This is a genomic window from Pseudonocardia sp. CA-142604 (assembly GCF_050948475.1).
Taxonomy (GTDB): domain Bacteria; phylum Actinomycetota; class Actinomycetes; order Mycobacteriales; family Pseudonocardiaceae; genus Pseudonocardia; species Pseudonocardia alaniniphila.
Genome location: NZ_CP192045.1, coordinates 9,096,676 through 9,118,825, shown reverse-complemented (window position 1 = coordinate 9,118,825; position 22,150 = coordinate 9,096,676). Strand labels below are relative to the sequence as shown.

The following is a 22,150-nucleotide window of genomic DNA, read 5'->3' as shown; positions in this document are numbered from 1 at the left end:
GTGAGATCGCGAGTGAGGTAGCGAGATGACGCTGCCGGAAGGCACCCCGGAGTCGTACGGCGAGCTGACCGCGCCGGAAGAGGTCGTGTGGGAGCCGGTGACGCAGGAGCCGTCGCCGGTGTCCCCCGTCTTCGACGAGCTGACGCGGCAGCGCACCAAGGAAATCATCGGGCGCTACCCCCAGTCACGGTCGGCCCTCCTCCCGCTCCTGCATCTTGTGCAGTCGGTGGAGGGTTTCGTCAGTCAGGACGGGATCCGCTTCTGCGCCGAAGCGTTGGAACTGACCACCGCCGAGGTCTCCGCGGTAGCCACCTTCTACACAATGTACAAGCGCAGGCCGTGCGGAGAACACCTGGTCAGCGTGTGTACGAACACACTCTGCGCGGCTCTCGGCGGCGACGAGATCTACAAGCGACTCACCGACAAGCTCGGAGTCGGACACGAGGAGACCGCGGGTGAGCCGGGTACGCCGGGCTCCATCACTCTCGAACACGCAGAGTGTTTGGCCGCTTGCGACCTCGCTCCGGTGCTCCAGGTCAACTACGAGTACTTCGACAACCAGACGCCGGAGTCGGCCGAGGAACTGGTCGCCGCGCTGCAGCGCGGCGAGCGGCCCGCCCCCACCCGCGGCGCGCCGCTGACGGACCTCAGGACCGTGGAGCTCGAGCTGGCCGGCATCTTCCCCGACCTCGAGCGCAGCGTCGAAGGCCCGTCGATCGCGCCGGAGACGGTGCGCGGCGCTCAGCTCGCGGCCGACCGCGGATGGGTCGCCCCGTCGATGCCCGACGCCCCTCCCGCCTTACCGGATCTCCCGGAGAAGAAGTCATGACCACTGCCCAGACGAATCCGCCGGCGCCCGATCCGCTCACCCCGGTGCTCACGCGTCGCTGGCGCTCGCCCCGCTCGTGGTCGATCGACACCTACGAGCAGCTGGAGGGCTACCAGGCGCTGCGCCACGCGCTCACTGCCCAGCCCGACCAGCTCATCCAACTGGTGAAGGACTCCGGTCTGCGCGGCCGCGGCGGAGCCGGCTTCCCCACGGGCATGAAGTGGAGCTTCATCCCGCAGGGGGCCACCGGCCCGGGCGCCAAGCCCAAGTACCTCGTGGTGAACGCCGACGAGGGCGAGCCGGGCACCTGCAAGGACATCCCGACGATGATGGCCGACCCCCACTCGCTGGTGGAGGGCTGCATCATCACGTGCTACGCGATCCGCTCGAACTTCTGCGCAATCTACGTGCGTGGCGAGGCGCTGCACTGCATCCGACGGGTCCGCCGCGCCGTGGAGGAGGCCTACGCCAAGGGCTACCTCGGCACGAACATCCTCGGCTCCGGCTTCGATCTGGACATCGTGGTGCACGCCGGTGCCGGTGCGTACATCTGCGGCGAGGAGACGGCGCTGCTCGACTCGCTCGAAGGTCGTCGCGGTCAACCTCGGCTCAAGCCCCCGTTCCCGGCAACATCTGGTCTGTACGCCTCGCCCACTGTGGTCAACAACGTCGAGACGATCGCCTCGGTTCCCGCGATCGTTCAGGGCGGCAGTGACTGGTTCCGGCTGATGGGCTCGGAGAGGAGCCCCGGCCCGAAGATCTACTCGCTGTCGGGGCACGTGGAGAAGCCCGGCCAGTACGAGGCGCCGTTGGGCATCACCCTGCGCCAGCTGCTGGAGCTCGCGGGCGGGATGAAGGACGGGATCCCGCTCAAGTTCTGGACGCCGGGCGGTTCCTCCACCCCGATCTTCACCGCCGAGCACCTCGACGTTCCCCTGGACTTCGAGGGCGCGGCCGCTGCCGGCTCCATGCTCGGCACCACCGCGGTGCAGGTCTTCAACGAGACCGTCTCCGTGCCGTGGGCCGTCATGAAGTGGACGGAGTTCTACAAGCACGAGTCGTGCGGCAAGTGCACCCCGTGCCGCGAGGGCACCTACTGGCTCGTGCAGATCCTCGAGCGCATGGTGCACGGCGAGGGCACCGAGGCGGATGTCGAGACGATGCTCGACATCTGCGACAACATCCTCGGCCGCTCGTTCTGCGCTCTGGGTGACGGTGCGACCAGCCCGATCACGAGCGCCATCAAGTACTTCCGCCAGGAGTTCCTGGACCTGATCGCCGAGCAACCCGCGGTGGCACGTCCGGAGCAGCTGGCCGAGCTGACCGGAGCCACGGCATGACACTCGCTCCTGAGGAGAAGAAGGAGGCGCGGCCCGTACCCGAGGGCCACGTCCGCCTCACGATCGACGGCCTCGAGGTCGACGCGCCCAAGGGCGAGCTGCTGATCCGCACGTGCGAGCGGCTGGGGATCATCGTCCCGCGCTTCTGCGACCATCCCCTGCTCGACCCCGCGGGCGCCTGCCGCCAGTGCCTGGTCGAGGTGGAGATGGGCGGGCGGCCGATGCCGAAGCCGCAGGCCAGCTGCACGATGACCGTGGCGGACGGCATGGTCGTCAAGACCCAGCACTCCTCCCCGGTAGCCAAGAAGGCCCAGGAGGGGGTGATGGAGCTCCTGCTCATCAACCACCCGCTGGACTGCCCGATCTGCGACAAGGGCGGCGAGTGCCCCCTGCAGAACCAGGCGATGAGCACCGGCCGCACCGACTCGCGGTTCGTCGAGACCAAGCGGACGTTCCCGAAGCCGCTCCCGATCTCCACGCAGGTGCTGCTCGACCGCGAGCGCTGCGTGCTCTGCCAGCGCTGCACCCGGTTCTCCGAGGAGATCGGCGGCGACCCGTTCATCGACCTGCTGGAGCGCGGTGCGCACCAGCAGATCGGCGTGGCCGAGGACAAGCCCTTCCAGAGCTACTTCTCCGGCAACACCATCCAGATCTGCCCGGTCGGGGCGCTGACCAGCGCGGCGTACCGGTTCCGCTCCCGCCCGTTCGACCTCGTGTCCACCGACGGGGTCTGCGAGCACTGCGCGTCGGGCTGCGCCCAGCGCGTCGACACCCGGCGGGGCACGGTGCTGCGGCGCCTCGCAGGCAATGACCCTGCGGTCAACGAGGAGTGGAACTGCGACAAGGGGCGGTTCGCGTTCCGCTACCTCCGCTCGCCGCAGCGGATCACCCGGCCGATGGTCCGCGGTGCCGACGGGGTGCTCGCCGAGACGTCGTGGACCGAGGCGCTCACCGCTGCGGCGCAGGGCCTCCTCGCCGCCCGCGAGGGCGGCATCGGGGTGCTCGCAGGCGGCCGGCTGACCGTCGAGGACGCGTACGCCTACGGCAAGTTCGCCCGCGTCGCTGCGCACACCAACGACATCGACTTCCGGGCCCGCCCGCACTCGGGCGAGGAGCTGGAGTTCCTCGCCGCGCACGTCGTCGGCCAGGGTCCCGAGACGCTCGACTACGCCCGCCTGGAGGCCGCGCCCGCGGTCCTGTGCGTGGCGTTCGAGCCGGAGGAGGAGTCGCCGATCGTCTTCCTGCGGCTGCGCAAGGCGGCTCGCAAGCACGGTCAGCGGGTGTACCACCTCGGTCAGTGGACCACGCCCGCGGTGGAGCGCACGTCGCTGGAGCTCGGTTCCGCCGCCCCGGCGGCCAAGGACAACCTGGTCCGTTCCGTGCCGGGCGCCGAGGCGGCCGTCCTCGGCGAGCTCCCGGCGGACGTCGTCGAGGCGCTGACCGGCGGCGGTGTGATCCTCGTCGGTGAGCGCGCCGCCGAGGTTCCCGGTCTGTACTCCGCCGTGTCGGCGCTCGCCGCCCGCACCGGTGCCGCCGTCGGCTGGGTGCCGCGCCGGGCCGGTGAGCGCGGCGCGCTCGACGCCGGCGCAGCGCCCACGCTCCTGCCGGGAGGCCGTCCCGTCGCCGATGCAGCCGCGCGCGCCGAGGTCGAGTCGGCATGGGGCCTCGCGGCGGGCACGCTGTCCGCCACTCCGGGGCGCGACACCGACGAGATCCTCGCGGCCGCCGCCCTCGGCGAGCTGGCCGCGCTGGTGGTCGGCGGGCTCGACCCGCACGACCTGGCCGATCCCGCCGCCGCCCTCGCCGGGCTGCGGGAGGTCGGGTTCCTGGTCAGCCTGGAGATGCACGCCTCGGCCGTCACGGAGCTGGCCGACGTGGTGCTCCCGGTCGCCCCGGACGCCCAGCGTTCCGGCAGCTACCTCAACTGGGAGGGCAGGCGCCGCGAGTTCGGGCCCGCCCTCGACGCGAGCGGCGTGCTTCCGGACTGCCGCGTGCTCGACACGCTGGCCGTCGAGATGGACGTCGACCTGTTCACGCAGACGCCGGCCGCTGCGGCCGGAGAGCTCGCCCGCCTGGGCTTCGCGGCACGGGCCACCTCCGCTGCCCCGTCGGTGCCGCCGGTCGAGCCGCTGCGCCCCGGCTTCGGTCAGGCGGTGCTCGCCACCTGGCGTCAGCTGGTGGACGAGGCCGCGCTCGCCGTCGACGAGCCTGCACTGGCGGGCACGGCCCGGCCCGCGTACGCGCGGCTCAACGCCGCCACGGCCGAGCGGCTCGGGCTCGTGGAGGGTGAGCCGGCCACGGTGCGCACCGACCGCGGTGCGGTCTCGCTACTCGTGGCACTGGCCGACCTGCCGGACGGAGTGGTGTGGCTGCCGGCGAACTCGGCCGGGAGCCACGTGCGCAGTGTTCTCGGAGCCGGTCACGGTGACCTTGTGGGGGTGACGGCATGACCACCAACCTGCTCGCGCAGGCGCAACCCGGCATGACGCGCACGCAGCAGCTGCTCGCGGACGACCCGATCTGGTTGATCATCCTGAAGGTCGTGGCGCTCTTCGCGATCGGCGTGGTGCTCACGCTGTTCATGATCAACCTGGAACGCAAGGTGGTGGGTCGGATGCAGCAGCGTCCGGGCCCGAACCGGGTGGGCCCGGGCGGTTGGCTGCAGAGCCTCGCCGACGGGCTCAAGCTGGCGTTCAAGGAAGACATCATGCCGGTGATGGCCGATAAGCGGGTGTATTTCATTGCGCCGGTGATTTCGACGATTCCGGCGTTCGTGGCGTTCTCGGTGATCCCGTTCGGTGGCGAGGTGTCGATCTTCGGCGAGCCGACGGTGTTGCAGTTGGTGGATCTGCCGGTGGGTGTGCTGGTGGTGCTGGCGTGCTCGTCGATCGGGGTCTACGGGATCGTGCTGGGCGGGTGGGCGTCGGGGTCGCCGTATCCGTTGCTGGCGGCGTTGCGCAGCGCGGCGCAGGTGATCTCGTATGAGATCGCGCTGGGGCTGTCGATCGTCGGGGTGATCCTGTACGCGGGGTCGTTGTCGACGGCGGACATCGTGTCGGCGCAGAGCAGCGGGTGGTATCTGCTGTTGCTGGCGCCGAGTTTCGTGGTGTTCGTGATCTCGATGGTGGGGGAGACCAACCGGGCGCCGTTCGACTTGCCGGAGGCGGAGTCGGAGTTGGTGGGTGGGTTCCACACCGAGTATTCGTCGTTGAAGTTCGCGCTGTTCTTCCTGGCCGAGTACGTGAACATGGTGACGGTGTCGGCGATGGCGACGACGTTGTTCTTGGGGGGTGGGCAGTGGCCGTGGCCGTTGTCGTTCCTCAATGCCAACGGGTGGTTGCAGTTCGTGGCGTTCTTGATCAAGACGTTCATCTTCTTGTTCGTGTTCATCTGGTTGCGGGGGACGTTGCCGCGGTTGCGGTATGACCAGTTCATGCGCCTGGGTTGGAAGGTGCTGGTCCCGGGCAGCCTGTTGTGGATTTTGATCATCTTCGCGATCCGTACCTATCGCACCAGTGGCACGGGCAGTGTCACGACGTTGCTGGTGGCGGTGGGGATCGGGTTGGCGGTGGTGTTGGTGGTGGCGTTCCTGGTGCCCGACCGCCGGGTCGAGGAACCGGTGATCGAGTTGGCCTCGGACTACCCGGTGCCACCGCTGGACCTGACGGTGCCCACACCGTCGCGCCACAAGCTACGCCCGCGCGCAATGGACGCCGAACCGGAACGAAAGCCGGTTCTGACGGGTGGTTCCTCCAAGGAGACCGACGATGTTTGAGTTCTTCAAGGGCTTCGGTGTCACCTTCTCGACGATGTTCAAGAAGGTCGTCACCGAGGAGTACCCGGAGAACTTCCCCCCGGCCGCGCCGCGGTACCACGGCCGCCACCAGCTCAACCGGCATCCGGACGGGCTGGAGAAGTGCGTGGGCTGCGAGCTGTGCGCCTGGGCCTGCCCGGCCGACGCGATCTACGTGGAGGGCGGGGACAACACCGAGGAGGCGCGCTACTCCCCGGGTGAGCGGTACGGCGCGATCTACCAGATCAACTACCTGCGCTGCATCGGGTGCGGGCTCTGCATCGAGGCCTGCCCCACCCGCTCGTTGACGATGACCAACTTCTACGAGATGGCCGATGACAACAGGCAGGACCTGATCTACACGAAGGAGCAGCTGCTCGCGCCGCTCCTGCCCGGCATGGAGCAGCCGCCGCACCCGATGCGCCTGGGCAAGGACGAGCAGGACTACTACGTCCAGGGTCCGCAGCTGGCGCGGAAGAACCCGGAGACCGACCCGGTGGGGGAGCAGGTCAGATGAGTGTGCTCGCGCAAGCACTGCCGATGCTCGCGGCCGCAAGCGCCCCTTCGGCAGACACCGTCGGTGTCGGCGAGGCCGTCGTCTTCTGGATTCTCGGCCCGATCGCGCTGGCCGGCGCGCTCGGCATGGTGTTCGCCCGCAACGCCGTGCACTCGGCGCTGGCGCTGGTGGGCACGATGTTCTGCCTCGCTGTCTTCTACATCGTGCAGCAGGCGCCGTTCCTCGGCTTCGTGCAGATCATCGTCTACACCGGCGCGATCATGATGCTGTTCCTGTTCGTGCTGATGCTCGTCGGCAGGGACAGCTCCGACTCGGTCGTCGAGGTGCTGCGCGGTCAGCGGCTGGCGGCGCTCTGCCTGGGCGTCGGGCTGGCGGTGCTGCTGGTGGCCGCCATCGGGCGCTCGCTCACCGCCGTCACGTCGGTGGGGCTCGCCGCGAACGGCGCGGGCTACAGCGGCAACGTCACCGGGCTCGGCGCGCTGATCTTCACCAAGTACCTCTTCGCCTTCGAGCTCACGTCCGCGCTGCTCATCACGGCGGCGCTCGGCGCGATGGTGCTGGCGTTCGCGCAGGGCAAGAGCCACGCCAAGCGCGGCCAGCGCGAGACCGTCGAAGCCCGGCTCCGGGGCGAGCACGACCGGATCTCGCCGCTGCCCGGTCCCGGTGTGTACGCCACGGCCAACTCGGTGGCCGTCCCGGCCGTGCTGCCGGACGGTTCGATCGCCCCCGAGTCGCTCTCGGCGATCATCGACGGCACCCGCGTGGAGCCCGTCGACGAACCGCACCCGGACGCCCACGCCCTCACCGGTTCCCGGTCCACCGACGACACCTCCGAGGAGACCCGGTGAGCCCCACCTACTACCTGTTGCTCTCGGCGCTGCTGTTCTCCATCGGCGCGGTGGGCGTGCTGGTGCGGCGCAACGCGATCGTCGTGTTCATGTGCATCGAGCTGATGCTCAACGCCGTGAACCTGAGCCTGGTGACGTTCGCGCGGATCAACGGCCAGCTCGACGGCCAGGTGATGGCGTTCTTCGTGATGGTCGTGGCGGCCGCCGAGGTCGTGGTCGGTCTCGCGATCATCATGTCGATCTTCCGCACCCGCCGGACCGCGTCGGTCGACGACGCGAACCTGCTGAAGTACTGAGACTAGGAGCTCCCCGTGCTCACCCCGCACCAGTTGCCGCGGTCCCGGCGCGAACGTCGTCGGCCGGCGCCCACTCGTGACGTCCGTGCCGTGATCGGCGCGGCCACCGCCCGGAGCCCGCGGTGACCGCCGTGCTGGCCCAGGCCACCGAGCTTCCGGAGGTCGGTGCAGCCACCGGTATGGCCTCACTGGCCTGGCTGCTGTTCACGCTGCCGGCGCTCGGGGCACTCGTGCTGTTCGTCGCCGGGCGGCGGGCGAACGCGTGGGGCCACATCCTCGGCGTGCTCACCGTGGTCGCGTCGTTCGTCGTCGGTCTGCTGATCTTCCTCGAGACCGTGTCGCTCGACCCTGCGCAACGCACGCGGGAGCTCTCGCTCTACGACTGGATCTCGGTCGGTTCCCTGCACATCGACTTCGGGCTGCGGCTCGACCCGCTGTCGCTGACCTTCGTGCTGCTGATCACCGGTGTCGGATCGCTGATCCACATCTACTCGGTCGGCTACATGAGCCACGACCCTGGCAGGCGGCGGTTCTTCGCGCAGCTCAACCTGTTCGTCGCGGCGATGCTGCTGCTCGTCCTGGGCAACAACTTCGTGATGCTCTACCTCGGCTGGGAGGGCGTCGGTCTGGCGTCCTACCTGCTGATCGGCTTCTACCAGGACCGCCCGTCCGCGGCCACCGCCGCGAAGAAGGCCTTCCTGATGAACCGCGTCGGTGACGTCGGGCTGGCCCTTGCGATCTTCCTGCTCTGGACGCAGCTGGGCACGCTCCAGTACACCGAGGTGTTCGAGCGGATCGGCGAGGTCTCCACGCCTGCGCTGATCGCGATCACGCTGTTGCTGCTGCTCGGTGCCTGCGGTAAGTCCGGCCAGTTCCCGCTGCAGTCCTGGCTGCCGGACGCGATGGAAGGCCCCACTCCGGTGTCGGCGCTGATCCACGCGGCCACGATGGTCACGGCCGGCGTCTACCTGATCGCGCGGGCGAGCCCGATCTACAACCTCACGGAGACGGGCAGGCTGGTCGTCACGCTCGTCGGCGTGATCACTCTCCTGATCGGGGCGATCATCGGCTGCGCCTACGACGACATCAAGAAGGTGCTCGCGTACTCCACGGTCAGCCAGATCGGCTACATGATCCTCGCGGTCGGCCTCGGACCGGTCGGTTACGCACTGGGCATCGCCCACCTGCTCGCCCACGGCTTCTTCAAGGCGGGGCTCTTCCTCGGTGCCGGGTCGGTCATGCACGCGATGCACGACGAGGTCGACATGCGCAGGTTCGGCGGCCTGGCCAAGTACATGCCGATCACGTTCGTGACGTTCGGCCTCGGCTACCTCGCCCTCATCGGCTTCCCCGGCCTGTCCGGCTACTTCACCAAGGACGCGATCATCGAGGCCGCGTTCACGGCTCCGGGCTGGCAGGGCTGGGTGTTCGGGCTCTCGGCCGCGATCGCGGCCGGTATCACCGCCTTCTACATGACCCGCCTGATGCTGATGACCTTCTTCGGCGAGAAGCGCTGGGAGAAGCTCCGCACGGCCGACGGCGAGGAGTACCACCCGCACGAGTCGCCGCCCTCGATGACGGGGCCGATGATCGTGCTCGCGATCGGGTCGGTCTTCGCAGGCTTCCTGCTCACCTACAACAACGTGCTGGCCATCTGGCTGGCCCCGTCGGTCGGTGAGCAGGTCGAGCCGGAGCACGCCGCCCTGTCGCACACCGAGGTCACGATCCTCACCCTCGTGCTCGCCGCGCTGGGTGTGCTGATCGCCTACCTGCTGGTCGGCAGGCGGCCCACACCCGTCGAACGTCCCGAGCCGGTGTCGCTTCCCGTTCAGGCGGCCCGGCGCGACCTGTACGCCAACGCGATCAACGAGACGCTCATCGCGCGGCCGGGCACCTGGCTCACCCGCGCGCTGGTCTACGTCGACAACCGCGGGGTCGACGGCCTGGTCAACGGCACGGCCGCGTTCCTGGGTGGTAGCTCGGGCCGTCTGCGCCGGCTGCAGACCGGGTTCGTGCGCTCCTACGCGCTGTCGATGCTCGGCGGCTCGGTGCTCGTCGTGGCGGCGCTCCTGGCGGTGCGGTTCGCATGAACGCCGGTTCCGTGAACTCAGGAGGAAGCGTGTTGCTCCTCGTTCTTCTGCTCCTTCCGCTCATCGGCGCGCTCGTGGTGGCGCCGATGAAGGAGAACCCGCGGCTGGCCAGGCTCGTCGCGCTCGGGTTCGCGCTGGTGGAGCTCGTGATCACCGCGATCACCTGGCTCTCCTACTCGGTGGCCGACGCCGCGAGCGGCACGCGGTTCCAGTTCGAGCTCTCGGTGCCGTGGATCCCCGCCTTCGGCACACGGTTCGCGCTCGGCATCGACGGAATCGCGCTGGTGATGCTCGCGCTGATCGCCGTGCTGGTGCCGATCGTGATGGCCTTCTCCTGGGAGGAGAAGCTCCCGGAGGGCCGCACGAGGTCGGGCTTCTTCGCATTGCTGCTCGCCACCCAGGGCCTGCTGGTCGGCGTCTTCGCCGCCACCGACGTGTTCCTGTTCTACGTGTTCTTCGAGGCCATGCTGATCCCGATGTACTTCATGATCGGGCGCTTCGGCGGCCCGCGCAGGCAGTACGCGGCGGTCAAGTTCTTCCTGTACTCGCTGCTCGGCGGGCTGATCATGCTCGCCTCGGTGATCGGCCTCTTCGTCGCGAGCGGCGAGCAGCTCGGGCAGGGCACCTTCACCTGGACCGAACTGCAACGGATGGCGGCGTCACTGCCGGAGTCCACGCAGATCTGGCTCTTCCTGGGCTTCTTCGTCGCGTTCGCGATCAAGGCACCGCTGGTGCCGTTCCACACCTGGCTGCCCGACGCCGGTGCCGAGGCACCGGTCGGCGCGGGCGTCCTGCTCGTCGGCGTGCTGGACAAGGTCGGCACCTTCGGCTTCCTGCGCTACTGCCTCCCGCTGTTCCCGCTCGCGTCACAGCAGCTCGCGCCGCTGGTGCTCACCCTGGCCGTGATCGGGATCCTGTACGGCGGCCTGCTCGCGGTGGGCCAGACGGACATGAAGCGGTTCGTCGCCTACACCTCGATCGCGCACTTCGGGTTTATCGCGCTCGGGATCTTCGCGTTCTCCACGCAGGCCTTCGCCGGGTCCACGCTGTACATGGTCAACCACGGCATCTCCACGGGGATGCTGTTCATCGTGGTCGGCCTGCTCATCGCGCGCGGCGGGTCGCGGCTGGTCACCGACTACGGGGGCGTCCACAAGCTCGCCCCGTTGCTGGCCGGCACGTTCCTGCTCGCCGGGCTCTCGTCGCTGGCGCTGCCGGGCACCAACTCGTTCGTCAGCGAGTTCCTGGTGCTCGTCGGCTCCTACCCGCGCGAGCCCGTGTACACGATCCTGGCCACCGTCGGCATCATCTTCGCGGCGCTCTACGTGCTGTGGATGTACCAGCGCACCATGCAGGGCCCGGTGCGCGGCGCCGCCGTCCTCGGCGCGCTGGAGCGAGCGGTACCAACTGCCGCCTCCGCGGGAGGAAGTACGTCGGCGGGTGGCCCGGGCACCATGCTCGACCCCGGCGTCGCCGCCAAGCGCGGCGGATCCGGGTTCCCGGACCTGTCGAAGCGTGAGATCGGCGTGCTGACGCCGCTGATCGTGCTGATCGTCCTGCTCGGGTTCTTCCCGGGTCCGGTGCTCGACGTCATCAACCCGTCCGTGGTGGCCACCATGAACGAAGTGGGTCTCACCGACCCGGTGGGAGGACAGTCCCGGTGAGCAGCCTGGCTCAGGCGCCCCTCATGGCGCCGCCCATCGACTACGCCGCGATCGCGCCGCTGCTGATCGTGCTCGCCGCGGCGTGCATCTCCGTGCTGGTGGAGGCGTTCCTGCCACGCCACCAGCGCTGGCCCGCCCAGGTGACGCTGTCGATCGTCGCCGTCGGCGCGGCCGGGCTCGCGCTCGGCCTGTACGCAGGCGGCACGCCCGACGGCATCACCACGCTGGCCGACGCGCTGGCGGTGGACCGGCCCACGCTCTTCCTGTGGGGCACGCTGCTCGCGCTCGGCCTCGGCGGCATCCTGCTGATCGCCGACCGTTCCGTGGAGCCCGGCGGCGCGTTCATCGCCTCGGCGGCGTCGCGGGCCGCGGTTGGTGCCGGCGGTGGCGGTGGCGGCGGCGGACGGCTCGACCTCCCGGAGGACCGCTCCTACGGCACGCCGGGCCTCGCGCCCACCATGCAGACCGAGGTCTTCCCGTTCACGCTGTTCGCGCTCGGCGGGATGATGGCGTTCGTCGCCGCGAACGACCTGCTCACGATGTTCGTCGCGCTCGAGGTGCTGTCGCTCCCGCTCTACCTGATGTGCGGGCTCGCCCGGCGCAGGCGGCTGCTCTCGCAGGAGGCGGCGGTCAAGTACTTCCTGCTCGGCGCGTTCGCGTCCGCCTTCTTCCTGTACGGCCTCGCGTTGATCTACGGCTACGCGGGCTCGGTGCGGTTCACCGACATCGCCACCGCGGCCGCCGGTTCGGCACGGTCCGACGCGCTGCTGCTCGGCGGGCTCGCCCTTCTCGTCGTCGGCCTGATGTTCAAGGGTTCGGTGGCGCCGTTCCACACCTGGACGCCGGACGTCTACCAGGGCGCACCCACGCCCGTCACGGCGTTCATGGCGGCCTGCACCAAGGTTGCTGCGTTCGGCGCCATCCTGCGGGTGCTGCACGTGGCCTTCGGGGACACGCGGTGGGAGTGGCGCGGGGTGCTCTGGGCGATCGCCATCGTGTCGATGGTGATCGGCGCTGTGCTCGGTCTCACACAGACCGACATGAAGCGGATGATCGCCTATTCATCCATCGCGCACGCCGGATTCCTGCTGCTCGGTGCGATCTCGATCACAGAGCAGGGCGTCTCGAGCACGCTGTTCTACCTGCTGGCCTACGGCTTCACCACCCTCGCCGTGTTCGCCGTGATCAGCCTGGTCCGCAATGCCGACGGCGAGGCCACCCACCTCTCCCAGTGGGCCGGGCTCGCCAAGCGGTCCCCGGTGGTGGCCGGCGTGATGACGTTCCTCCTCCTCGCGCTCGCCGGAATCCCGCTGACCAGCGGATTCACCGCCAAGTTCGCCGTGTTCTCCGCGGCGCTGTCCGACGGGATGGCCCCGCTCGTGGTGATCGCGCTGGTGGCGAGCGCCGTCGCCGCGTTCTTCTACGTCCGTGTGATCGTGCTGATGTACTTCAGCGAGCCTGCCGTCGACGGTCCGACCGTCACCGTGCCCGGAGCGTTCACCACCGCGGCCATCACCCTCGGTGTGCTGATCACACTGCTGCTCGGAATCGTTCCGACACTGGCCTTGGACTGGGCAGGTGGCGGCGGGTTCGTAGGGTAGGTACGTCATCGAGCTCGCGGGCTCACACTGAACACAGCAGTGACGCTGAGGCGGCCGACGAGCGTCACCGAGGAGCGTGCGTGGGTACGAATGCGATTATGGGTGTCGAGCTCGGCGACGCCGAGCTCGCCGCGGCCACTGCCACAGGTCTGGACAGGGTCGAGGAGCTGCTGCGCCGTGAGGTGCGCAGCGACTACGGGTTCGTCACCGAGACGTCGCTGCATCTCATCGATGCGGGTGGCAAGCGGTTCCGCCCGCTGTTCACGCTGCTCGGGGCGCAGATCGGGCCGCACCCCGACGTGCCAGAGGTGATCACGGCCGCGGCCGTGGTCGAACTGATCCATCTGGCGACGCTCTACCACGACGACGTCATGGACTCGGCCACGATGCGCCGCGGGGCGGAGAGCGCCAACTCGCGGTGGGACAACAGCGTCGCGATCCTCACCGGCGACTTCCTCTTCGCCCACGCCTCCCGGCTCGTCGCCGATCTCGGGCCCGACGCCGTGCGCATCATCGCCGAGACGTTCGCCGAACTGGTCACGGGCCAGATGCGGGAGACCCGTGGCCCGCGCCCGGGCGAGGACCCTGTGCAGCACTACCTGCAGGTGATCGCGGAGAAGACGGGGTCGCTGATCGCCACCTCCGGCCGGTACGGCGGCATGTTCTCGGGCTGCCCGCCCGAGAACGTGGACGCTCTGCAGCGCTTCGGGGCCACGATCGGCACCGCCTTCCAGATCTCGGACGACATCATCGACATCGCGTCGGCCTCGGACAGGTCAGGCAAGACTCCCGGCACCGACCTGCGTGAGGGCGTGCTCACGCTGCCGATGCTGTACGCGCTGCAGGACACCGGTGCGGACGCCGACCGGCTCCGGGTGCTGCTGGCGCGGCCGCTCACCGACGACGCCGAGGTCGACGAGGCGCTCGCCCTCTTGCGTACGGGTTCCGGGCTCGAGCGCGCACGCACGATGCTCGCCGCCGAGGCCGCGAGCGCCCGCGCCGAGCTCGGGAAGCTCCCGGAGAGCCCCGCCGCCGAGGCTCTCGCCTCCCTCACCACCTACGTGGTGGATCGCACCGGCTGACGCTCCGTCAGGCGACCTCGACCCGCTCGGGCGGCCCGCACCAGGTCGACGGTGAGGATCACGAGCGCCAGCCACACCAGGGCGAAGCCGGCCCAGCGCACGGCCGGCATCGCCTCGCCGACGACCAGCACACCCCAGAGGAACTGCAGCGTCGGCGTCAGGTACATGAGGGTGCCGAGCGTGGTGAGCGGGATCCGGCGGGCAGCGGCGCCGTAGAGCACCAGCGGGAGCGCGGTGACGGGGCCTGCCGCCATGAGCAGCACGATGTGCCACGCACCGTGGTTCACGAGCGTGCCGGTCCCGCCGATCTGCAGCACCACGATCAGCACGGCCGCGAGCGGGCCCAGCACCACGCCCTCGGCCGTGAGACCGGCAGCTGAGCTCAGGGGAACCGACTTCTTCAGCAGGCCGTACAAACCGAACGAGACGGCCAGCGCCAGCCCGAGCCACGGTGGGCTGCCGGTGCTGACGCTGATGATCAGCACGGCCGACGTGGCGACACCGAGCGCCACCCATTCCAGGACACGTGGCCGCTCGCGCAGCACCAGGACCCCGAGCAGCACGCTGACCAGGGGGCTCATGTAGTACCCGAGCGCGATCTCGACGACATGCCCGATCGCGACGCCGTAGATGAACACGCCCCAGTTCACGGCGATGCACACCGCTGCCGCTGTGACCGTCAACCAGTGGCGCAGCGCGAGCCCGCGCAGGTCGGACCAGCGGTGTAGCAGCGACAGCACCACGGCCATCAGCACGAGCGTCCACAGGATCCGGTGGGCGAGCACCTCGATCGGTGCAGCCGGGTCGAGGAGCGGCCAGAACGCCGGGAAGAGCCCCCACGTCACGTACGCCCCGACGCCGAGCAGCACGCCGCGACGATCGAGATGGGTGAACGGGGCAGTCACCCTCCTATCAGAACATTCGACGCAGGGCGTTCTCCTGGCGCCACCGGCGTCACATTGCGTCCGGTCACCGCTCCTGGAGACGGTTCGGGCCGAACGGGTGGTGGCCGTGCACTGTTCGTGTCGATTCGCTGAGAACTTTCACCCACGGGTGAACCCTCCGACATGGTCCGATCGAGGGAGGGCGATGCGCGTAGCGAGCGCGGGTCCTGACGTGCCGAGATCGTCGTCTCTAGGGGGAAGCGACATGTGGTGGCTCGTCGGCCAGGTGTGGCTCCTGTGCGCGATCGCGTTCCTCGCCGGGGCCGGTGTGACGTGGCTGGTGTTCGTGCGACCTGCGGTGCCACTCCGCCCGACGGTCCTGCCCGGACCCACGGGAATGGCGCCGTGGTCGGGCCCACCGCCGCCACTCCCATGCCCCGCGACCCCGGCACCGACCGAGCAGCAGGAACCGATCCGACCCCCCGCCGACCCGGCTCTCGCGGTGCTCGATCACGAGCGGGAGGTCGCCCGGCGCGAACAGGAGCTCGCGCGGCGCCACCGGAGCATCGGCGCGGCCGCGGCAGCCGCGCTCGATGGGCTCGGCGTGGCTCCGGCGTCCCGGCCGTCCCCCGAACGTCCCGGATCGGACGGCTCCGCCGGTGCGAAGGACGATGCACGAGCGGACGGACGGGCTCAGGCCGGCGCCACGCCCCAGCGGCCACGCAGGGCAACCATGCCGTCCGAGATACCGGCGCAGCGAGCCCCGGTCGAGCCGGCGCCGCCCTGACCCATGCCACGAACGCAAAGGGCCGGCCGACCGGATCGGTCGGCCGACCCGAAGCGGTCGGTCTCTCGCGTGCGTCAGCCCGCGACGGTCCAGGTGTCGCGACCGTTGATCAGGGCCTGCAGGTCGGCCGTGCGGCCGCGGCGGGCCTCGTCCACCTGCGCCCTGGCGGCGTCGTCGTAGGTGCTCCGCTCAGCGTTGCGGAAGATGCCCGTGACCGTGTGCGTGAGGTTCTGGTCGGACAGCCGGGACAGCGCGAACGCCAGGTTGTGGTCGGTGGCGTCGTGCACGACCACCTTGTCGGCGCCGACCTCGTCGACCTTCGCCACTCCCAGGCCGAACCCCTCCTGGACGACGGCGTAGCTGCCCAGCCCGTCCTCGGCCTCGGGGCCGAAGCGGATGGGCTGGCCGTGACGGACGGGGATGAGGCGCTCGGTGGCCTCCTCGCCCTTCCGCAGGACGTCGAAGCTGCCGTCGTTGAAGATCGGGCAGTCCTGGTAGATCTCGACGAGAGCCGTGCCGCGGTGTGCCGCGGCCGCGCCGAGCACCTCGGTGAGACCCTTGCGGTCGGAGTCGAGCGCCCGGCCGACGAACGTGGCCTCGGCCCCGAGGGCCACCGAGATCGGGTTGAACGGGTGGTCGACCGACCCCATCGGGGTGGACTTGGTGACCTTCCCCTCCTCGCTCGTGGGCGAGTACTGACCCTTGGTCAGCCCGTAGATCCGGTTGTTGAACAGCAGGATCTTGAGGTTGACGTTGCGCCGCAGCGCGTGGATCAGATGGTTGCCGCCGATCGAGAGGGCGTCACCGTCGCCCGTGACGACCCACACCGACAGGTCGGGCCGGGTGACGGCCAGGCCGGTGGCGATGGCCGGGGCACGCCCGTGGATCGAGTGCATCCCGTAGGTGTTGAGGTAGTACGGGAACCGCGACGAGCACCCGATGCCCGAGACGAACACGGTGTTCTCGCGCTTGATCCCCAGGGTGGGGAGGAACTGGCGAACCGCGGCCAGTACGGCGTAGTCACCGCAGCCGGGACACCAGCGCACTTCCTGGTCGGAGGTGAAGTCCTTTGCCGTCTGCTTCTCGTCGGTCGTCGGGACGCCGTCGAGCCCACCGAGCTGCGGAAGCCCGAGGTCGATCGCGGTCATGCATGCACCCCATTGATGCGATTCGGGTTGATGCTGTGCGGGTTCAGGTAGTCCAGGAAGACGTCCTGAAGCTCCTCGGCCTTGAACGGCAGGCCTGAGACCTTCGTGTAGCTCTTCGCGTCCACCAGGTAGCGGGCGCGCAGCAACACCGACAGCTGGCCGAGGTTCATCTCCGGCACCAGCACGGTGCGGTAGCGGGAGAGCACCTCGCCGAGGTTGGCCGGCAGGGGGTGGAGGTGGCGCAGGTGGGCCTGGGCGACCTTCTTGCCCATCGCGCGGACGCGGCGGGCGCCCGCACCGATCGGACCGTAGGTGGAGCCCCAGCCCAGCACCAGCAGCTCCGCGTCGCCGGTGGGGTCGTCGACCTCGATGTCGGGCACGGTGACGCCGTCGATCTTCGCGGCCCGCAGCCGGACCATGCGGTCGTGGTTGTCGGGGTCGTAGGAGATGGATCCGCGTCCGTCGGCCTTCTCCAGACCGCCGATGCGGTGCTCCAGCCCCGGCGTGCCGGGCACGGCCCACGGGCGCGCGAGCGTCTCGTCGTCGCGCAGGTAGGGCCAGAACTCGTCGGTGCCGTTGGGAGCGTTCGGCTCCGTGGCGAACTTCGGGTCGATGGCCTCGAGCGTGGACGCGTCGGGCACCTTCCACGGCTCGGAGCCGTTGGCGAGCGACCCGTCGGAGAGCAGCAGCACCGGCGTGCGATAGGTGACCGCGATGCGCACGGCCTCGAGCGTGGCGTCGAAGCAGTCGCCGGGCGAGCGCGGCGCGATGATCGGCACCGGGGCCTCGCCGTTGCGGCCGAACATCGCCTGCAGCAGGTCGGCCTGCTCGGTCTTGGTGGGCAGACCGGTGGACGGGCCACCGCGCTGCACGTCCACGATCAGCAGCGGCAGCTCCAGGGCGACCGCGAGCCCGATGGTCTCCGACTTGAGCGCGATGCCGGGACCCGACGTGGTGGTGACACCGAGCGCGCCGCCGAACGCGGCGCCGAGCGCCGACCCCACACCGGAGATCTCGTCCTCGGCCTGGAACGTGGTGACGTTGAACGCCTTGTGCCGGGACAGCTCGTGCAGGATGTCCGACGCCGGCGTGATCGGGTACGAGCCGAGGAACACCGGCAGGCCGCTGACCTGGCCGGCGGCGATGATCCCGTAGGCGAGGGCGGTGTTGCCGGTGATCTGCCGGTAGGTGCCGACGTCGAGCTTCGCGGGCGCCACCTCGTAGGTGACCGCGAACGCCTCCGTGGTCTCGCCGTAGGCATGGCCCGCGCGGAACGCGAGGATATTGGCCTCGGCGACCTCGGGGCGCCGCGCGAACTTCTCGCGGAGGAAGCGCTCCGTGCCCTCGTGCGGGCGGTGGTACATCCAGGACAGCAGCCCGAGCGCGAACATGTTCTTCGCCCGCTCGGCGTCCTTCTTGGACAGCCCCGTCTCCTCGAGGGCGCCACGGGTGAGGGTGGCCATCGCGACGGGGAACACGGAGAACTGCTCGAGGGAGCCGTCCTCCAACGGGTTGGCCTCGTAGCCGACCTTCGCGAGGTTCCGCTTGCTGAATTCATCAGTGTTGACGATCAGCACGCCGCCGGGAGGAAGGTCACCGATGTTGGCCTTCAACGCGGCAGGGTTCATCGCGACGAGGACGTCCGGGCGGTCACCGGGGGTCAGGATGTCGTAGTTCGCGAAGTGCAGCTGGAACGACGAGACACCCGGCAGGGTGCCGGCAGGAGCCCGGATCTCCGCGGGGAAGTTGGGCAGGGTCGACAGATCGTTGCCGAAGGCGGCGGTCTCGGAGGTGAACCGGTCGCCCGTGAGCTGCATGCCGTCGCCGGAGTCACCGGCGAAGCGGATGACGACTCGATCGCGCTGGATTACCTCAGGGCCGCCGCCGGGTTGTGTTGTGGGCTGGTCGACGGCGGTGTCAGAAGTCATTCGAGGTCGGTCCTCGGGTCGTCGGAGCTTACTGAGGCTTGCCTTGGGAGGTTAACTCCCGCTACGTCTGAGTGTCCTCGCACCCCGGTGGATGTCACACCTCACCGTTCGTACGGGTGCATGCGCCCGTTACCCCTTTTGTCCACGGGCTGAGCTGCTGATCTTCGCCTGGAGAGCCGCCAGTCGCTGTTGGAACTCGTCGGAGTTCACCGACGCCGCCTGTGCTCGCACCTCTACCTCAACAGCTTCGGCCTGCGTGTCCATCCCAGCCGTGAGACGCAATGTCGACTTTGTTGTGCGGACGAGATCGGGCGGCGCCGCCGCGGCCCGGGCGGCGAGCTCCACAGCCGCCGCCACGACGTCGTCGACCGCGCGGTAGACCAAGCCGATCCGCGCGGCCTCCTGGGCGTCGAGGACGTCACCGAAAAGTGTGAGCGCCGCTGCCCCCTGCGGGCCGAGCACGCGCTGCGCCATCCACGTGTAGCCGCCGCCCGGGTGCAGTCCGAGCGGCAGGAACCGGGCGTCGAACCTCGCGCGCGGGCCGGCGAGGCGCAGGTCGCAGGCCAGTGCGAGGTTGAGCCCGGCCCCGACCGCCGCGCCGTTCACGGCCGCGATCGTCGGCAGCGGGCACTCTGCGATGGCGAGGAAACCTGCATAGACGTCGAGGAGGGTCGCGGGGTCGGCCTTGGCGAGCTCACCCAGGTCGCCGCCGGCACAGAAGGCCGGGTCCTCGCCCGTGACCACCACGGCGCCCACGGCGTCGTCGGCGGTGACGGTCCGCACGGCGTCGGCGAGCTTGCCGGACAGGTCGAGGTTCATGGCGTTGCGACGTTCCGGGTTGGACAGGGTCAGAACGGCGACGCGGTCGGTGATCTCGGTGCGGACTGCGGTGGCCATGGCCGCATCTTGCTCTACGAGAGCCGCGATCGCGCCGTCATGCCGGTCACGTCGCGCGCCTTTGCTCGTCCGGAACACGCTCAGGTCGTTGTTCGTTCACAGATCGGGACAGGAGGGACCCGAAGTGCACAGGTCGTGGAACGGGTTGAAGACCGCGATGCTGCTCGGCGGGCTGAGCGCGTTGGTGCTGCTCGTCGGGTCGCTGTTCGGGCGTGGTGGCTTGGTGATCGCGTTCGTCGTCGCTCTGGGGATGAACGGCTATGCCTACTTCAACTCCGACAAGATCGCGCTACGTGCCATGCACGCGCGCCCGATCACCGAGCCGGAGCACCCGGTGATGTACCGGATCGTGCGCGAGCTCTCGCAGACCGCGCGCCAGCCGATGCCGCGCCTCTACATCTCGCCCACCGCTGCGCCCAACGCCTTCGCCACCGGTCGCGACCCCCGCCACGCCGCTGTCTGTGCCACCACCGGCCTGCTCTCCCTCCTCGACGAGCGGGAGCTGCGAGCCGTCCTCGGCCACGAGCTGAGCCACGTCTACAACCGCGACATCCTGATCTCCTCGGTGGCCGGGGCCCTCGCCTCGATGGTGAGCCTGCTGGCCAACATCGCGATGTTCGCCGGCCTGTTCGGGGGCGGCGACGAGGATCGCCCCAACCCGATCGCGCTGCTGTTGATCGCGTTGCTCGGGCCGGTTGCCGCCGGTCTCGTGCAGATGGCCGTGAGCCGCTCCCGGGAGTACCAGGCCGATGCGAGCGGCGCAGCGCTCACCCGCGACCCGTTGGCGCTGGCCTCGGCCCTGCGCAAGCTCGAACGCGGCACCCAGCTCGCCCCGCTGCCCCCCGAGCCGAAGCTGATGTCCCAGTCGCACCTGATGATCGCCAGCCCGTTCCGGGCGGGCGAGCAGGCGGCCCGGCTGTTCTCCACCCACCCGCCGATGCAGGATCGCATCCGGCGGCTGGAGGAGATGGGTCTGCGGTACCGCTGAGCGGGGAGCCGCGGCTCAGCGCACGTCCGCGGCGCCGGCGGGCACGGGGAAGTGGCGCGTGAGCCAGGCCTGCCACTCCTGCGTCAGCGCAGCCGCGTCCACGGCCCCACCGTAGAAGTAGTGGTAGGCACTCACGCCGCAGCCGTCGGAGCCCTCCGCACCGAAGCGGTGCAGGCCTCGCGCCGACCGGACGCCGAGGAACTCCTCGGTCATGACGTCCACGACACCGGTGATCGGCGCCGGTCCGTCCGGGGCGAGGGTGACCTCGCTGCCGAGATCGGGGCGCCCGGCGAGCCCCAGCCCGCCGTACAGCACGGGCCAGACCGTGTGGGCCGTGCCGGACGTCCAGCTCATCGTCACCACGTTCTGCGCGGGCAGACCGCGGAAGTGGGCGAAGTAGCTGCGCAGGTTCTCGAAGAACAGGCTCCAGCCCGCGTCGAAGCTGTCGTACTCGCCGTCCCAGTCGGCGCCGTCGAGGAAGCCGCTCTGCACGAACCTCACCACTGTGCCGCCGCCCTCGCGGCCTGCCACGAGGAATTCGAAGGCGTAGTCGGGACTTCCGTCGGCCGGCGGCTCGGCGGACCCGTAGGCGAACCGGCCCCGTCCGTCGGCCGAGACCGGCTCCCATGCCGTGATCCGGCCGGTCGTCTCGAAGCCGGAGCCGTAGTCCTGCCCGACGGCGCCACCTTCGCGCGGCTCCACGCGGTGCGGCACGAACCACGTGGCGATGCCGGGCTCGGTCGCGATCGCCTCCCACACCTGCTCCGGGTCGGCGGCCAGCTCGATGTCCTTCTCCAGTCGGCGTTCGCTCATGTCGTCTGCTCCCGGGGGGTCTCGGCGCGCGCTGGGTCGTCGGTGCGTGCGCTGGGGTGCACCGCGACGACCACCCGGTGCGGGCGGCCCCCCGGTGCCGTTTCGTCGTGGTACTTGGACACGAGCGCCGTGACCGCGTTGGCCAACTCCTCGGCGAAGGCCGCCCTGTCGCTCGCCGAGGCGAACCGGACCTCGCCGTCGATCGTGAAGGTCGCGAGCCGCTTGCCTGCGGTCGTGGCGCCCCGCACGAGGTCACCGACCTCCCGTACGGTCCGGGCGGCAACGGCGATCAGCCAGCGTGCCGAGAGCCGGTCGGGCGCCCGCTCCGGGTCGGGTGCAACGGCGCCGAGCGCGGCAGGCGATATCACGTAGCTCGACGCGGTGGCCTGCAGGATCCGCTCGGTCATGTTGCCCTTGCGGCGCTCCTCCACGAGTTCGACGAGGCCGTGGTGCTCCAGCGTGCGTAGGTGGTAGTTGATCTTCTGCCGGGGAAGCCCCACCTTCGCGGCGAGGCTGCTGGCCGAACCCGGCTCGGCCAGCTCGGCCAGCAGCCGGGCGCGCACCGGGTCGAGGGAGACACCGGCCGCGGCCGGATCGTCGATGACAGCAAGCTCGTGCACCGCCGTACGGTCTCTTTGACAAGAA

The 22,150-nt window shown here is 69.8% G+C and carries 19 protein-coding genes; 13 read left to right on the top strand and 6 right to left on the bottom strand.

Going from position 1 to position 22,150, the window contains the following annotated elements:
* Positions 1–25 precede the first annotated feature (25 nt).
* The 11 genes from nuoE to ACQPZQ_RS41470 all read left to right on the top strand — a co-directional run bounded on the left by nuoE (position 26) and on the right by ACQPZQ_RS41470 (position 14,060).
* A complete protein-coding gene (nuoE, locus tag ACQPZQ_RS41520) occupies positions 26–829 on the top strand; it encodes an NADH-quinone oxidoreductase subunit NuoE (RefSeq protein ID WP_433289962.1) in 804 nt (267 codons plus the stop codon).
* Positions 826–2,169, top strand: coding sequence for an NADH-quinone oxidoreductase subunit NuoF (nuoF, locus tag ACQPZQ_RS41515; RefSeq protein ID WP_433289961.1), 1,344 nt, complete (start codon positions 826–828; stop codon positions 2,167–2,169). The genes nuoE and nuoF overlap by 4 nt, the downstream gene beginning before the upstream one ends.
* Positions 2,166–4,619, top strand: a complete 2,454-nt coding sequence (locus ACQPZQ_RS41510) for an NADH-quinone oxidoreductase subunit G (RefSeq protein ID WP_433289960.1) — start codon at positions 2,166–2,168, stop codon at positions 4,617–4,619. The genes nuoF and ACQPZQ_RS41510 overlap by 4 nt, the downstream gene beginning before the upstream one ends.
* 32 nt (positions 4,620–4,651) lie before the next feature.
* Positions 4,652–5,944, top strand: coding sequence for an NADH-quinone oxidoreductase subunit NuoH (gene nuoH, locus ACQPZQ_RS41505; RefSeq protein ID WP_379658904.1), 1,293 nt, complete (start codon positions 4,652–4,654; stop codon positions 5,942–5,944).
* The gene (nuoI, locus tag ACQPZQ_RS41500) at positions 5,937–6,479 is read left to right on the top strand and encodes an NADH-quinone oxidoreductase subunit NuoI (RefSeq protein ID WP_344723221.1); all 543 of its coding nucleotides are present in this window, start codon (positions 5,937–5,939) and stop codon (positions 6,477–6,479) included. The genes nuoH and nuoI overlap by 8 nt, the downstream gene beginning before the upstream one ends.
* Positions 6,476–7,327 carry an NADH-quinone oxidoreductase subunit J gene (locus ACQPZQ_RS41495; protein ID WP_433289959.1) on the top strand — a complete coding sequence of 284 codons (852 nt, stop codon included), beginning with the start codon at positions 6,476–6,478 and terminating at the stop codon, positions 7,325–7,327. The genes nuoI and ACQPZQ_RS41495 overlap by 4 nt, the downstream gene beginning before the upstream one ends.
* On the top strand, positions 7,324–7,623 hold the full coding sequence (gene nuoK / locus ACQPZQ_RS41490) for an NADH-quinone oxidoreductase subunit NuoK (protein WP_241037138.1): 300 nt from the start codon (positions 7,324–7,326) through the stop codon (positions 7,621–7,623). The genes ACQPZQ_RS41495 and nuoK overlap by 4 nt, the downstream gene beginning before the upstream one ends.
* 179 nt (positions 7,624–7,802) lie before the next feature.
* A complete protein-coding gene (nuoL, locus tag ACQPZQ_RS41485; RefSeq protein ID WP_433299637.1) occupies positions 7,803–9,713 on the top strand; it encodes an NADH-quinone oxidoreductase subunit L in 1,911 nt (636 codons plus the stop codon).
* On the top strand, positions 9,710–11,377 hold the full coding sequence (locus ACQPZQ_RS41480; protein ID WP_433289958.1) for an NADH-quinone oxidoreductase subunit M: 1,668 nt from the start codon (positions 9,710–9,712) through the stop codon (positions 11,375–11,377). The genes nuoL and ACQPZQ_RS41480 overlap by 4 nt, the downstream gene beginning before the upstream one ends.
* A gap of 23 nt (positions 11,378–11,400) precedes the next feature.
* Positions 11,401–12,978 (top strand): NADH-quinone oxidoreductase subunit NuoN, encoded by a 1,578-nt coding sequence (gene nuoN / locus ACQPZQ_RS41475; RefSeq protein WP_433299635.1) that lies wholly within the window; start codon positions 11,401–11,403, stop codon positions 12,976–12,978.
* 98 nt (positions 12,979–13,076) lie between these two features.
* A complete protein-coding gene (locus ACQPZQ_RS41470; protein ID WP_433299633.1) occupies positions 13,077–14,060 on the top strand; it encodes a polyprenyl synthetase family protein in 984 nt (327 codons plus the stop codon).
* On the opposite strand, the gene rarD is transcribed toward ACQPZQ_RS41470, so the two are convergent.
* Positions 14,036–14,965 (bottom strand): EamA family transporter RarD, encoded by a 930-nt coding sequence (gene rarD, locus ACQPZQ_RS41465; RefSeq protein WP_433289957.1) that lies wholly within the window; start codon positions 14,963–14,965, stop codon positions 14,036–14,038. The genes ACQPZQ_RS41470 and rarD overlap by 25 nt on opposite strands.
* A gap of 244 nt (positions 14,966–15,209) precedes the next feature.
* Here rarD and ACQPZQ_RS41460 point away from each other — a divergent pair, with 244 nt between their 5' ends.
* The gene (locus tag ACQPZQ_RS41460) at positions 15,210–15,731 is read left to right on the top strand and encodes a hypothetical protein (protein ID WP_433289956.1); all 522 of its coding nucleotides are present in this window, start codon (positions 15,210–15,212) and stop codon (positions 15,729–15,731) included.
* A gap of 74 nt (positions 15,732–15,805) precedes the next feature.
* On the opposite strand, the gene ACQPZQ_RS41455 is transcribed toward ACQPZQ_RS41460, so the two are convergent.
* The 3 genes from ACQPZQ_RS41455 to ACQPZQ_RS41445 all read right to left on the bottom strand — a co-directional run bounded on the left by ACQPZQ_RS41455 (position 15,806) and on the right by ACQPZQ_RS41445 (position 19,704).
* Positions 15,806–16,879, bottom strand: coding sequence for a 2-oxoacid:ferredoxin oxidoreductase subunit beta (locus ACQPZQ_RS41455; RefSeq protein ID WP_433289955.1), 1,074 nt, complete (start codon positions 16,877–16,879; stop codon positions 15,806–15,808).
* Positions 16,876–18,807 (bottom strand): 2-oxoacid:acceptor oxidoreductase subunit alpha, encoded by a 1,932-nt coding sequence (locus ACQPZQ_RS41450; protein ID WP_433289954.1) that lies wholly within the window; start codon positions 18,805–18,807, stop codon positions 16,876–16,878. Before ACQPZQ_RS41450 ends, ACQPZQ_RS41455 begins: the two co-directional genes overlap by 4 nt.
* A gap of 129 nt (positions 18,808–18,936) precedes the next feature.
* Entirely contained in the window at positions 18,937–19,704 is a 768-nt protein-coding gene (locus tag ACQPZQ_RS41445) for an enoyl-CoA hydratase (RefSeq protein ID WP_433289953.1), read from the bottom strand.
* Positions 19,705–19,828: 124 nt separating this feature from the next.
* Between ACQPZQ_RS41445 and htpX the strand changes: the two genes are divergently transcribed.
* Positions 19,829–20,692, top strand: coding sequence for a zinc metalloprotease HtpX (htpX, locus tag ACQPZQ_RS41440; RefSeq protein WP_241037151.1), 864 nt, complete (start codon positions 19,829–19,831; stop codon positions 20,690–20,692).
* A gap of 15 nt (positions 20,693–20,707) precedes the next feature.
* Here htpX and ACQPZQ_RS41435 read toward each other — a convergent pair whose 3' ends face one another.
* Together ACQPZQ_RS41435 and ACQPZQ_RS41430 are read right to left on the bottom strand one after the other, a co-directional pair.
* Positions 20,708–21,505: an SRPBCC family protein gene (locus ACQPZQ_RS41435; protein WP_433289952.1), complete on the bottom strand. Its 798-nt coding sequence runs from the start codon at positions 21,503–21,505 to the stop codon at positions 20,708–20,710.
* Positions 21,502–22,125, bottom strand: a complete 624-nt coding sequence (locus tag ACQPZQ_RS41430) for an ArsR/SmtB family transcription factor (protein ID WP_433289951.1) — start codon at positions 22,123–22,125, stop codon at positions 21,502–21,504. The genes ACQPZQ_RS41435 and ACQPZQ_RS41430 overlap by 4 nt, the downstream gene beginning before the upstream one ends.
* Positions 22,126–22,150 lie beyond the last annotated feature (25 nt).